We start from the raw sequence: 12,928 nt of genomic DNA, 5'->3' as shown, positions 1-12,928 counted from the left end.
TTATGAAACTCTACCGTTTTCTGTCCGAAGAGGACACATCGGCCTTTTGCCACAAGGTGACGGAGGCATTGAACAAGGGCTGGGAACTGCACGGCAGTCCGACCCAGACATGGGACCACGCGGCAGGCATCATGCGCTGTGGGCAGGCCGTCACCAAGGAGGTCGACGGCACCTACACGCCTGACACCAAGCTGGGGGAGCAGTGATGGCCAAGACCAATGCGGGCCGGTTTTTCGAGGACTATCATGTGGGTCAGACGCTGACCCATGCGGTGCCACGGACCCTGTCGGGTGGAGAGCGAGCGCTGTATCATGCGCTCTACCCGGCGCGCCATGCGCTCTATTCTTCCGACAGCTTTGCGCAGGGCTGTGGTCTGGCCGTCGCGCCGCTGGATGATATGATCGCCTTCCATACGGTTTTTGGCAAAACGGTGCCCGATGTGTCGCTGAACGCGGTCGCCAATCTGGGCTACGGCGAGGGGCGCTGGCTTGCCCCCGTCTGGCCCGGGGACACGCTGACTGCGCAGTCCGAAGTGATCGGGCTGAAGCAAAACTCGAACGGCAAGACGGGCGTGGTCTGGGTGCGCACGACCGGGCGCAATCAGCATGGCGCGGATGTTCTGACCTATGTGCGGTGGGTGATGGTGCGCAAAGGGGATTTGGACGCGGCCGCCCCAGAGACCGTCGTGCCGGAGCTGGCGCAGGTCGTGGCCCACGACACTCTGGTGATCCCCGAGGGGCTGACCTTTGACGGTTACGACTTCGCACTTGCCGGAGAGCCGCATCGTTGGAGCGACTACCAGATTGGCGAACAGATTGACCACGTGGACGGCGTCACCGTCGAAGAGGCCGAACACATGATGGCCACCCGGCTGTGGCAGAACACGGCCAAGGTCCATTTTGACACCTCGGCCCGTCCCGATGGCAGTCGGCTGATTTATGGCGGGCATGTGATCTCGATGGCGCGGGCGCTGTCGTTCAACGGCTTGGCCAACGCGCAAATGGTTGTGGGCTTGAACGCGGGGGCGCATGCCAACCCGTGTGTTGCGGGCGATACAGTACGGGCGTGGTCCGAGGTTTTGGACAAGGCCGAGACCTCTGCACCCGGCGTGGGTGCGATCCGGCTGCGGTTGGTGGCGACCAAGGGGGGCGATCCATTTGTGCTGCGCGGGGCGGATGGGAAATACGCGCCCGATGTGCTGCTTGATCTCGATTACTGGGCCTTGATGCCGATCTGAGGGCCGGTGGGTGACGCGCATTGACCGCGTGCGCGGCAATGACGCCCCACCCGCCGTCCCTTCGGCCAGCCCCTTGTCGCAAATGTCAGGTGCACATGCCGATTGAGCCGCTAGAGTGCGGGCATGAAACCGCTGATCTTTGCGATATGTCTGTTGCTTGCACCTTTCGGTGCCCGCGCCTGCGATCTGGCACTGTTGCTTGCCGTGGATGTCTCCGGCTCCGTCGATCCTGAGGAGTATCGCATTCAGATGGACGGGCTGGCGGCGGCCTTGCGTGACGGGATTGTCGCGGATGCGCTCGTCGAGCAACGTGCGCAGGTGGCGTTGCTGCAATGGACCGGATCATCGCGCCAGAAACAGACTGTCGCGTGGACCGGTATGCACAGCCACGCGGATGTGCTGGCCCTTGCAGAGATTGTGGCCCAAGACCCGCGCATCTGGCGCAACTTCTCGACCGCCATTGGGGAGGCGCTGATTGTGGGCCAACGCGCTTTTGATGCCGTAAGTCATTGCACCAAGTGGGTCATTGATGTGTCTGGTGATGGCATATCGAATGAAGGGGTGGAGCCGAGCGCGCAGCGCGCCGCGTTAAATAATGCGCAGATTACGGTGAATGCCATTGCCATCGAGACGGATCAGACGGACCTCACGGGATATTTCTATGAAAACCTGATCACAGGGCCCGGGGCGTTCGTCGTCACCGCAGATGGATTCGAGGATTATCCTGCACAAATCCGGCGCAAACTTCGGCGGGAAACCACCAAGCAAGTCACAGTCCTGTCAGAATGACCTCAGTTGTGATCACGGCGTTTTCTTGTGTGATCACAAATGGGGGTAATCTTGCGAATGCGCCAAATAACCGCGCCAAAAAGTGACCCGGGGGCAGGTGACTTGCGCGTAAATTAGGGTAACAAAGGGGCAGCGAACCAAAAAGGATCCAACATGGCTGACGTCAATCGGGGTAATCGACCCCTTTCACCACATCTACAGATCTATCGCCCGCAGTTGACGTCAATCACGTCGATCCTCACGCGGATCACGGGCAATGCGCTGTTGATCTCGGCGCTGTTGGTGGTGTGGTGGCTGCTGGCAGCGTCTACGTCGCCTGAGGCGTTCGCGACGGCCAACGGGTTCATCACGAGCCTTTTTGGCAAGCTCATCCTGCTCTTGTCGCTGTGGGGCCTTTGGTATCACACGCTGGCGGGCGTGCGGCACCTTATCTGGGACAACGCCATCGGGCTTGACCTTGAGACGGCGGAAAAGATGGGGTGGGCGGTCATCGCAGGCTCGTTCGTTCTGACCATTCTCACCATCATCATCCTGTAACGGAGGGCATCATGCGTTATCTTACAGACCGCAAACGGGCCGTCGGCATGGGTTCGGCGAAATCGGGCACCGCGCATTTCTGGGCCATGAAAGTGTCGAGCTTTGCACTACTGCTCCTGATCCCGCTGTTCGTATTCACTTTCGGGTCCATTGTCGGGGCACCCTATGAAGAGGTCACCGCCTATTTTGCGCGGCCCTTCCCGGCGATCATCGCGGCCCTCACAATCGTGGTCACGTTCATGCACTTCAAAGACGGTGTGCAGGTGCTGATCGAAGACTACGTGCACGGAACAATGCAAAAGGTTCTCATCCTTGCGATGATCTGCCTGAGCTATGCTGCCGCCGCGACGGGCCTGTTTGCCGTCGCGCGTCTGGCGCTTTGACATAGGAGGTCACAAGATGGCTGCTTACGAATACGAGACGCATGACTATGACGTGGTTGTGGTGGGGGCCGGTGGTGCTGGCTTGCGCGCGACTCTGGGCATGGCCGAACAGGGCCTGCGCACGGCGTGCGTGACCAAGGTGTTCCCGACCCGCTCGCATACGGTCGCTGCTCAAGGTGGCATCGCCGCGTCGCTGTCCAACATGGGCCCCGACAACTGGCAGTGGCATATGTATGACACGGTCAAAGGTTCTGACTGGCTCGGTGATACGGATGCGATGGAATACCTGGCGCGCGAGGCCCCGAAGGCCGTGTACGAGCTGGAACATTACGGTGTGCCGTTTTCTCGCACCGAAGAGGGCAAGATTTACCAGCGCCCCTTTGGCGGGCACACCACCGAATTTGGCGAAGGTCCCCCGGTGCAGCGCACCTGCGCCGCCGCTGACCGAACCGGCCACGCGATCCTGCATACGCTTTATGGTCAGTCGCTCAAGAACAACGCGGAATTCTACATCGAGTATTTTGCCATCGACCTGATCATGTCCGAAGATGGTGTCTGTCAGGGCGTGCTGTGCTGGAAGCTGGATGATGGCACCATGCACCTGTTTGCCGCCAAGATGGTCGTGCTGGCCACAGGCGGCTATGGGCGCGCCTACTTCTCGGCCACCTCGGCCCATACCTGCACCGGTGACGGCGGCGGCATGACGGCCCGTGCCGGTCTGCCGCTTCAGGATATGGAGTTTGTGCAGTTCCACCCGACCGGCATCTATGGCGCGGGCTGCCTGATCACCGAAGGGGCGCGGGGTGAGGGCGGCTACCTCACCAACTCCGAAGGCGAGCGGTTCATGGAACGCTACGCGCCGACCTACAAGGATCTGGCGAGCCGCGATGTGGTGTCGCGCTGCATGACCATGGAAATCCGCGAAGGGCGCGGGGTTGGCGACGCGGGTGATCACATCCACCTACACCTCAACCACCTGCCCAAGGAAACGCTGGACCTGCGCCTGCCCGGTATCTCGGAAAGTGCGCGTATCTTTGCGGGCGTTGACCTGACCAAGGAACCGATCCCGGTCCTGCCCACGGTCCACTACAACATGGGCGGTATCCCGACGAATTATTGGGGTGAGGTGCTGGCACCGACCGCCGACAAACCGGACAACGTCTCGCCCGGCCTGATGGCTGTGGGTGAGGCGGGTTGCGCCTCGGTCCACGGCGCGAACCGATTGGGTTCGAACTCGCTGATTGACCTTGTGGTCTTTGGGCGGGCCGCAGCGATCCGCGCAGGCGAGATCATTGATCCCTCGACACCGGTGCCGACTCCGAACCAACGCTCGGTCGATGCCGCGTTCTCGCGCTTTGACGGGTTGCGCTATGCCAAGGGCCATGTGCCCACGGCTGAGTTGCGCCTTGAGATGCAGAAAACGATGCAGGCCGATGCGGCGGTCTTCCGCACGGATGCGACGCTGGCCGAAGGTCAGGCCAAGATGGAGGATGTCGCGGCCAAGCAATCCGACCTCAAAGTGTCGGACACGTCGCTGGTCTGGAACTCGGACCTGATGGAGACGCTGGAGCTGACCAACCTTATGCCCAATGCGGTCGCCACAATCACAGCCGCCGCCGCGCGCAAGGAAAGCCGGGGTGCGCATGCGCATGAAGATTATCCAGACCGCGACGACGAAAACTGGCGCAAGCACAGCTTGGTCTGGTTCAAGGGCAATGCGGCCTCTTTGGGCTATCGCGGGGTGCATCTGCAACCGCTGACGAGCCACAATGATGGCGGGATCGACCTGAAAAAGATCGCGCCGAAAGCACGGGTGTACTGATCACCATGCTGGCGGACATGCGACGCACATTGCGGGCTGAGGGGATGGCGATCCATCCTCTCAAAACGCGTGCGTTTTATGTGCGCGGCTATGGGTTCAAACCGGACGTGGTGGTGGACGTGGGCGTGCATGACGGCACGCCGTGGCTTTACAAGTCCTTCCCTGATGCGCGTTTTGTGCTGGTGGATCCCCAACCGGACTGCGGCGACGCCGTGCGGGCCACTGGGCACTTGAGCGTGTTCGACTTTCACGCCGTCGCCCTTGGGGCCGAGGCGGGGCAGGCGACGCTTCATGTGCCTGAAACCGCACCCGGCAAAGGTGGAGCCATGGCAAGCCTGATGGAGCGGACGGACGTCCTTGTCGACACGTTTACGCAGGTCGACAGGATGGACGTGCCGGTCATGCGGCTTGATGATCTGATGACAGACTATTCCGGGCGTGTGGGTCTCAAGATCGACACCGAAGGATTCGAAACGGCGGTGCTGGAAGGCGGTGCCGAGACACTGAAACGCTGCGATTTCGTGATCCTCGAACTCAGCGTCAGCAAGCGATTTGCGGGCGTCGCCCCACCCTCAAAAGCAATAACACTACTGGCACAGGCAGGACTTGAAATGCGTGACATCATGGCAATCGCGGACGGACCCGGCAAACGGGCGCAACCCCGGCATATGGATGTGTTGTTCACACGGTGGGCGGCATGATCCGGGGTGTCGCATTGATCGCCGTTCTGGCCCTGGTGGGATGCGAAGAGGCAACGCGCGCCGCAGATGATGTGGGACGCCGCAGCGCGAAGGTCGCGGTGAACGAGGCCATCGTGACCCGCTTTCCGGCCGTGCCCAAACAGGCGGTGGCCCCTTTTACTGACTGCGTGATCGACAACGCCGATGCGCTCGAAATCCGCGAATTTGCGCGGGACGCAGTAATCGGTGTCACCGACGCAACTGCAAACCTCGTGCGCACCGTGATTGCGCGCCCCGAAACACAACAGTGCATCGTTCGGGCCGGCTCTGCCGCCCTGACGCTTTAACCACAGGAGTACCTGATATGGTCCAACTGACGCTTCCCAAGAATTCGCGGATGACCACGGGCAAGACGTGGCCAAAACCCGAAGGCGCAACCAACCTGCGCAAGTTCCAGATCTATCGCTGGAACCCCGATGACGGCAAAAACCCGCAGCTCGACACCTATTGGGTCGATATGGACACCTGTGGGCCGATGATGCTGGATGCACTGATCAAGATCAAAAACGAGATTGATCCGACGCTGACGTTCCGTCGGTCCTGCCGCGAGGGGATTTGCGGATCTTGCGCGATGAACATTGACGGGATCAACACGCTGGCCTGCATCTACGGCATGGACGAGGTGAAGGGCGACGTCAAAATCTACCCCCTGCCGCATATGCCGGTCGTCAAAGACCTGATCCCGGACCTGACCCACTTTTACGCCCAACACGCCTCGATCATGCCGTGGCTTGAGACCAAGACGAACCGCCCGGCAAAGGAGTGGCGGCAGTCCATAGATGATCGCAAGAAGCTGGACGGCTTGTATGAATGCGTGATGTGCGCGTCCTGCTCGACATCCTGCCCATCCTACTGGTGGAACGGTGATCGCTATCTTGGGCCAGCCGCGTTGCTGCATGCCTATCGCTGGATCATCGACAGCCGGGATGAGGCCACGGGCGAGCGGCTGGATGATCTTGAGGATCCGTTCAAGCTCTATCGCTGCCACACGATCATGAACTGCGCGAAAACCTGTCCGAAGGGTCTGAACCCCGCAGAAGCGATTGCGAACATCAAGAAGATGATGGTGGACCGCACGGTCTGACCTCGTGCTCGACCCGGTCTGGGCGGCGTTGATCCTGACGGCGCTTGTAGGGGCATCTATCCCTGCGGGCGCTGGGCTGTCTTTGTGCCGGATTTCCTGGCTGTCCCAAATGGTACGGACCGAAGCCCGCCACGGCATCGTCGCCTTTGGCGCGGGTGCCTTGCTGGCGGCCATTGTCCTTGTTTTGATCCCCGAGGGCGTTGCAAGGCTTGCCCTCATGCCCGCCTTGATCTGGTTCGCGGGGGGGTCGTCTTTGCGTTGATTGATCGCGCGTTGAAGGCCAGCGGATCGAACGCGGCCCAATTCCTCGCAATGATGATGGACTAGCTACCCGAGGCGATGGCCCTTGGCGCGCTGGCTGCGGCGGATATGACGACAGCCGTGTTGGTGGCCATCCTGATGGTGCTGCAAAACCTGCCCGAAGGGTTCAATGCGATGGAGGAAATCCGCGCCTCAAGTGATCGCGGTGTGCGGGTGTTGATGGCGCTGTTTTTCGCGATGGTGCCCTTGGGGCCGCTGGCCGCCCTTGGTGGCATAGCCGTCGGGCCGAATGCGCCTCTGATCGGTGCGGTGATGATGCTGGCCTCTGGCGGGATACTCTATCTGATGTTTCAGGATATCGCGCCCGAAGTGCCGCTTGAGAATGCATGGTTGCCGCCGCTTGGCGCTGTGTTCGGGTTCTTGCTTGGGCCTGCGGGGCATGTGCTGATCTGACCCGCGCGCTAACAGACAGACCCCCTCCATTTTTCGCAATGCAGCCATGCAAAAATAGCAACTTCCCAAGAGGCGCGTTTGAGAAGATATGGCGATGAAAGACGCCAACGCACGCGCCTCTGTCCGGGGTCCGGTATGCAGCGACGGTAACGTCTCCTTTTGGAACTGAACGGCCCCTAGGGCCTGCGTCTATTGGAGATGACCATGAACGCTTTTGTCACCGATTTTTCGGCACCTGAATCCGTCCGCCCAAACCGGGCCGAAGCTTATATCGCGCGCCATCAGTTTGATCGCCCGACCCTTGTTCTGGACATTGATGTGGTCGAGGCGCAGTACCGGGCGCTCGCATTGGGTCTGGGCCGCGCGCGCATCCATTATGCGGTCAAGGCAAATCCGCAGAGCGAAGTCATTGCGCGCTTGGTGCAATTGGGGTCTCACTTTGATGCGGCCTCGCGCGGCGAAATTGAGTTGTGCTTGTCGCAAGGGGCCGATGCCGCGCAGATATCGTTTGGCAATACGGTCAAGCGGGCCTCAGACATCGCATTTGCCCATCAGGCCGGGCTGACCCTGTTTGCCGCCGATGCCGAGGAAGAGTTGGAAAAGATCGCCGATCATGCGCCCGGTGCCGAGGTCTATATCCGTCTGATCGTTGATGCGTCGCAGGCCGACTGGCCGCTGAGTCGCAAGTTCGGCTGTGCACGCGACAAGGCGCTTGATCTGCTCGGCCTTGCCGTTGCCCTGGGCCTGCGCCCACGCGGGTTCAGCTTTCACGTGGGCAGCCAGACGCGTCAGGCGGCCATGTGGGGCGACACGCTGGATCAGATCGCTGCCATCTGGGCCGAGGCGAAAGAGGCGGGTTTCGGCCTTGATCTGCTCAACATCGGAGGCGGTTTTCCTGCCTTCTATGGCGAAGCGATCGAGGCCCCGACCGCCTACGCCGCCGCTGTCATGGCCCAGATCGATGCGCGTTTCGGCGATGTGGCACAAGTCATGGCCGAACCTGGCCGGGGTCTTGTTGCCGAAGCCGGAGCCATCGCTGCCGAAGTGCTGCTGGTCTCGCGCAAATCCAACCGCGATCTGCATCGTTGGGTGTACTTGGATATCGGCAAATTCTCGGGCCTTGCCGAAACCATGGATGAGGCGATCCGCTATCAGTTCGTGACACCTACCGCGTCGGGTCCGACCGCGCCCTGTATCGTCGCAGGCCCATCCTGTGATAGCGCCGATGTGCTTTACGAGAAAAAGATGATTGATCTGCCGCAAAACCTGTCATCGGGGGATCGGGTCATCATCCGCAACTGCGGGGCCTACACGACTACATATGCGACCATTGGGTTCAACGGGTTCCCGCCGCTGGATGTGGTTGTCATCTAACCCTTGCCGATCCGCGCAAGGACCGCTCCAATGGCGCATCTGATATCACGTCACACGAGGTGCGCCATTGGACATTCCAGCTGATGCAGAGGCCCGGCGCGCGATCGCGCCGGTGATCTGCTATCCGACCGACACGCTGCCACAGCCCGACATGGTGCAATATGCCGCCGCGCGGGATGGCATGACCAAGATCGACGAGGTGATCGCGCCACCGCGCGAGGCGGCCACTTTCACTGTTCCGGCCGGGCATATCTTTCGCATCTCGAGCGTGGAGGGACCGCAGGTCGGTGACCTGAACCTGTGGAACGCGAGCGATCTGTCCGAACGGTTCTATTCCGGAAAGACGCGCGCGCTGCATGGCACCCACATCACCACGGGCGAGCGGATGTGGAGCAGCTTTCCCCATATGCGCCCCATGGCGACCGTGATCCACGACAGTCTGGGCTGGTATGGGATTGATGCGTTCGGTGGCTCCGTCCACGACGTGATCGGCACACGCTGCGATCCTTATACCGGCAACTTGTTACAGGGCGATCATTATCACCACTGCTGTCATTCGAATCTGACGCGGGCCTTGGCCGATCATCTCGGCGTTCCGCTGAACGAGGCCGAGCCGCATGTGCATGACGTGTTGAACGTGTTCATGTGCACCGGCTTTACCCGCGACACTGGCCAGTATTTCATGAAGGCCTCACCCGTGCGTCCCGGCGATCACATCGACTTTCTGTCCGAGATCGATCTGCTTGGGGCCCTGAGTGCCTGCCCGGGTGGGGACTGCAGTTCTGAACATTCTTCGGATGCAGCCGCCTGCCATCCGCTCAAGATCGAAGTGTTCGCGCCGGCACCCGGCGCGCTTGATGGCTGGTCGAGCCCGCCCCCGAACGGATATGACGGATCGCACGGTCGCTAAGGCGCGTTCAGGTCGCGAAGGCCGCCTCGAGCGCGATCTCGACCATATCGCCAAAGGTCTTTTCACGATCCTCAGAGGGCAGCGCCTCGCCGGTTTGCAAATGGTCCGATACGGTCAGCACGGCAAGGGCGCGGCGGCCATGGCGCGCGGCAAGAGTGTACAGTTCGGCTGCTTCCATCTCGACCCCCAGAATACCGTGGCGGACCATTTGTTCGTCCAGATCCGGGCGCTCGGCATAGAACACGTCAGACGAATATATGCCGCCCACATGGATCTTGGTGCCTTTGGCCTGTGCGGCCGTAACCGCCGCCGACAGCAATCCGTAATCTGCACATGGCGCGTAGTTCACGTCGCGGAAGATGCCGGAGGAGGGGGAGGTGATGGTGCTGGCGGTCATCGCAATGATCACGTCACGAATGCCCACATGCGCCTGCATCCCGCCACAGGACCCGATGCGGATCAGGGTTTGGGCGTTGTATTCGGCCATCAACTCGTTGGCATAGATCGACAGCGACGGCATGCCCATGCCGGACCCCTGAATGGTCACGCGGTTGCCGCGCCACGTGCCGGTAAAGCCCAGCATGCCGCGCACTTCATTCACCAGCTCTGCGTTTTCAAGAAAGGTCTCAGCCGCCCATTTGGCGCGGTAGGGATCGCCAGGCATCAGCACGGTGTCTGCGATTTGGCCGGGCTTGGCACCGATATGGACGGTCATGAAAATGCTCCGATCTGGGAAAAGGTCAGACCCAAGCTAGCGCGAAACGCAGGCCGGACACGAGGGCGAAAACGCCCCCGTACAGGCGTTTCTTAGATCATCAGATCATCGGCTTTCTTGCCGCTCTCCAACGCTGATTTGAACCAGTTCGGCTGGCGGCCTTTGCCAGTCCATGTTTGCGTCGGGTTTTCGGGGTTCATGTATTTGGGTTCAGCACTCGTGCCTTTTGCGCCCGCTTTTCCGCCCCGTTTTGATGTCAGTTCCTCAAGCGAAAAACCAAACTCGGCTGCGGCTTTCTGCGCTGCGGCCAATGCATCTGATTTTTCTTTCTTGCGCAGGTCAATGATTGCCTTGTCCACGTCAGAGCGTAACGCTTCCAAGTCTTTGCGGCTCATCTTGTCGAGCTTGATCGCCATTTTTGTCTCCAGTAATTATCGTATATTCCAGCGGTATTTTTCAATTTAGAAGAAAAAGCAATGGCTTGGAGACATCAATTTGTGTCACCAGCATATCCCCGCTCGTCATGCGAGATTTTTTCGACCGATAGTGGTAGTATGTGGAATAATCCGGAAATTATGTATTCGAAAGCCCACAGTTCCGCATTGGCGCAATAGTCCGACCCGAAAGGGATTGCATTATTGCGCAGCTACTGCCTGAGGATCTGCAAGTGTCACGATATCCATCATGATTGTATTCAATTCAAAATCCTTGGGCGTATAGACGCGAGCGACGCCCATGGTGCGCAACCGTTCAGCATCATCATCGGGGATAATTCCACCAACGATTACCGGAATATCGCCGAGGTTTTCTGAATGCAGGCGCTGCATCAGATCCTCGACCAATGGAATATGGCTGCCGGACAGGATCGACAATCCGATGACATGTGCGCCGTCCTCGCGTGCGGCGCGCACGATCTCTTCCGGCGTTAGCCGGATACCGTCATAGGCGATGTCCATGCCGCAGTCGCGCGCGCGCACCGCGATCTGTTCGGCACCGTTGGAATGCCCATCCAGACCCGGTTTCCCCACAAGGAATTTGAGCCGCCGCCCAAGCCGGTCGCTGACCACATCCACTGCGTTGCGCAAGGTGTCCAACCCTTCGGTCATATTTGACTGCGAGGCTGAAACCCCTGTCGGCCCACGATATTCTCCGTGAACGGCGCGCATCTGTGCGGCCCATTCCCCGGTGGTGACGCCGACTTTGGCCGCTTGAATCGACGCGGGCATGACGTTGTCGCCGGCCGCAGCCGCAGCGCGCAGATCAGCTAGCGCGGCAGCGACGGCTTTCGCATCGCGCTCCTCGCGCCAGGCCACCAGGCGGTCGATCTGTTCCTGTTCCACCGCAGGGTCCACGACCATGATTCCACCGTCCCCGGTCATCAGGGGCGAGGGTTCCCCGGCCTGATACTTGTTCACGCCGACCACGACCGTTTCCCCCTTTTCGATCCGGTTGAGCCGTTCTGCATTGGATTGGACCAATTGGGCTTTCATGTAGTCAATGGCCGCAATTGCGCCGCCCATTGCATCCAATTGCTCCAATTTCGCGCGGGCACCGGCCTTGAGGGCTTCGACTTTCGCATCAATCGCAGGGTTGCCATCAAAGAGATCGTCGAATTCCAACAAGTCCGTTTCATAGGCCATGATCTGCTGCATGCGCATCGACCATTGCTGATCCCAAGGGCGGGGCAGGCCAAGGGCTTCGTTCCAGGCGGGCAACTGAACCGCCCGTGCGCGGGCCTTTTTTGACAGGGTCACGGCGAGCATTTCGATCAGAATGCGATACACGTTGTTTTCGGGCTGCTGTTCGGTCAGCCCAAGTGAATTCACCTGTACCCCATAGCGGAAACGCCGGTATTTTGGATCGCTGACCCCATAGCGCGTTGCGCAAATCTCATCCCAAAGGTCGACAAAGGCGCGCATCTTGCACATCTCGGTCACAAACCGAATGCCCGCATTCACAAAGAACGAAATGCGGCCCACAACAGCGGGAAAGTCCTCGGGTGCGATGCGGGGTTTCAGTGCGTCCAGAACGGCCGTCGCAGTCGCCAGCGCAAAGGCCAATTCCTGCTCGGGCGTCGCGCCCGCTTCTTGCAGGTGGTAGGAACATACATTCATCGGGTTCCATTTCGGCACCTTCGTATAGCAATATTCGGCCACATCCGCGATCATCCGCAAGGAGGGTTCGGGTGGGCAGATATAGGTGCCGCGGCTGAGGTATTCCTTGATCAGATCGTTTTGCACCGTGCCTTGCAGGGTCCCAACGTCAGCGCCCTGTTCTTCGGCGACCGCAATATAAAGCGCGAGCAGCCAAGGGGCCGTGGCATTGATCGTCATGGATGTGTTCATCTGCTCAAGCGGGATGTCTGCGAACAGCGTGCGCATGTCACCAAGATGGGAGACGGGCACGCCGACCTTGCCCACCTCGCCCCGCGCCAGAACATGATCGCTGTCGTAACCCGTCTGTGTCGGCAGATCAAAGGCGACGGACAGGCCGGTTTGCCCTTTTGCAAGGTTGGCACGGTAGAGCGCGTTGGATGCCGCCGCAGTCGAGTGGCCCGCATAGGTGCGGATCAACCACGGGCGATCTTTTTGAACGGCATCAGTCATGGTGCACCCCTTGTGAA

The 12,928-nt window shown here is 60.1% G+C and carries 16 protein-coding genes; 13 read left to right on the top strand and 3 right to left on the bottom strand.

Annotated elements, in window-relative coordinates:
* Positions 1 to 2 precede the first annotated feature (2 nt).
* The 13 genes from Q0908_RS10535 to Q0908_RS10475 all read left to right on the top strand — a co-directional run bounded on the left by Q0908_RS10535 (position 3) and on the right by Q0908_RS10475 (position 9,590).
* Complete coding sequence (locus tag Q0908_RS10535) at positions 3 to 206, top strand: DUF1737 domain-containing protein (protein ID WP_299283761.1); 204 nt, start codon at positions 3 to 5, stop codon at positions 204 to 206.
* A complete protein-coding gene (locus tag Q0908_RS10530) occupies positions 206 to 1,237 on the top strand; it encodes a MaoC family dehydratase (protein ID WP_299283759.1) in 1,032 nt (343 codons plus the stop codon). The genes Q0908_RS10535 and Q0908_RS10530 overlap by 1 nt, the downstream gene beginning before the upstream one ends.
* Positions 1,238 to 1,360: 123 nt before the next feature.
* The gene (locus Q0908_RS10525) at positions 1,361 to 2,026 is read left to right on the top strand and encodes a DUF1194 domain-containing protein (RefSeq protein ID WP_299283757.1); all 666 of its coding nucleotides are present in this window, start codon (positions 1,361 to 1,363) and stop codon (positions 2,024 to 2,026) included.
* Positions 2,027 to 2,179: 153 nt separating this feature from the next.
* On the top strand, positions 2,180 to 2,563 hold the full coding sequence (sdhC, locus tag Q0908_RS10520; protein WP_299283754.1) for a succinate dehydrogenase, cytochrome b556 subunit: 384 nt from the start codon (positions 2,180 to 2,182) through the stop codon (positions 2,561 to 2,563).
* A gap of 11 nt (positions 2,564 to 2,574) precedes the next feature.
* A complete protein-coding gene (gene sdhD, locus Q0908_RS10515) occupies positions 2,575 to 2,946 on the top strand; it encodes a succinate dehydrogenase, hydrophobic membrane anchor protein (protein WP_299283752.1) in 372 nt (123 codons plus the stop codon).
* A gap of 16 nt (positions 2,947 to 2,962) precedes the next feature.
* Positions 2,963 to 4,768 carry a succinate dehydrogenase flavoprotein subunit gene (gene sdhA, locus Q0908_RS10510; protein ID WP_299283751.1) on the top strand — a complete coding sequence of 602 codons (1,806 nt, stop codon included), beginning with the start codon at positions 2,963 to 2,965 and terminating at the stop codon, positions 4,766 to 4,768.
* Positions 4,769 to 4,812: 44 nt separating this feature from the next.
* Positions 4,813 to 5,469: an FkbM family methyltransferase gene (locus tag Q0908_RS10505; protein ID WP_299283749.1), complete on the top strand. Its 657-nt coding sequence runs from the start codon at positions 4,813 to 4,815 to the stop codon at positions 5,467 to 5,469.
* Entirely contained in the window at positions 5,466 to 5,795 is a 330-nt protein-coding gene (locus tag Q0908_RS10500) for a hypothetical protein (RefSeq protein ID WP_299283747.1), read from the top strand. Before Q0908_RS10505 ends, Q0908_RS10500 begins: the two co-directional genes overlap by 4 nt.
* A gap of 17 nt (positions 5,796 to 5,812) precedes the next feature.
* Complete coding sequence (locus Q0908_RS10495) at positions 5,813 to 6,592, top strand: succinate dehydrogenase iron-sulfur subunit (protein ID WP_299283746.1); 780 nt, start codon at positions 5,813 to 5,815, stop codon at positions 6,590 to 6,592.
* Between the two features lie 4 nt (positions 6,593 to 6,596).
* On the top strand, positions 6,597 to 6,854 hold the full coding sequence (locus tag Q0908_RS10490; RefSeq protein ID WP_299283744.1) for a hypothetical protein: 258 nt from the start codon (positions 6,597 to 6,599) through the stop codon (positions 6,852 to 6,854).
* A gap of 77 nt (positions 6,855 to 6,931) precedes the next feature.
* On the top strand, positions 6,932 to 7,306 hold the full coding sequence (locus Q0908_RS10485; protein WP_299283743.1) for a hypothetical protein: 375 nt from the start codon (positions 6,932 to 6,934) through the stop codon (positions 7,304 to 7,306).
* Positions 7,307 to 7,510: 204 nt separating this feature from the next.
* The gene (locus Q0908_RS10480; protein WP_299283741.1) at positions 7,511 to 8,680 is read left to right on the top strand and encodes a type III PLP-dependent enzyme; all 1,170 of its coding nucleotides are present in this window, start codon (positions 7,511 to 7,513) and stop codon (positions 8,678 to 8,680) included.
* Positions 8,681 to 8,747: 67 nt separating this feature from the next.
* Positions 8,748 to 9,590 (top strand): DUF1989 domain-containing protein, encoded by an 843-nt coding sequence (locus Q0908_RS10475; RefSeq protein ID WP_299283738.1) that lies wholly within the window; start codon positions 8,748 to 8,750, stop codon positions 9,588 to 9,590.
* Between the two features lie 7 nt (positions 9,591 to 9,597).
* Here the strand turns inward: Q0908_RS10475 and deoD are convergent, their stop codons facing one another.
* The 3 genes from deoD to Q0908_RS10460 all read right to left on the bottom strand — a co-directional run bounded on the left by deoD (position 9,598) and on the right by Q0908_RS10460 (position 12,911).
* Entirely contained in the window at positions 9,598 to 10,305 is a 708-nt protein-coding gene (deoD, locus tag Q0908_RS10470) for a purine-nucleoside phosphorylase (protein ID WP_299283736.1), read from the bottom strand.
* 92 nt (positions 10,306 to 10,397) lie between these two features.
* Positions 10,398 to 10,721: an H-NS histone family protein gene (locus tag Q0908_RS10465; protein ID WP_299283735.1), complete on the bottom strand. Its 324-nt coding sequence runs from the start codon at positions 10,719 to 10,721 to the stop codon at positions 10,398 to 10,400.
* Positions 10,722 to 10,940: 219 nt separating this feature from the next.
* Complete coding sequence (locus Q0908_RS10460; protein WP_299283733.1) at positions 10,941 to 12,911, bottom strand: protein meaA; 1,971 nt, start codon at positions 12,909 to 12,911, stop codon at positions 10,941 to 10,943.
* Positions 12,912 to 12,928 lie beyond the last annotated feature (17 nt).

Origin of the sequence: uncultured Tateyamaria sp., from assembly GCF_947494755.1 — a bacterium.
Lineage (GTDB): Bacteria > Pseudomonadota > Alphaproteobacteria > Rhodobacterales > Rhodobacteraceae > Tateyamaria.
This window is presented reverse-complemented; position numbering and strand designations above follow the sequence as displayed.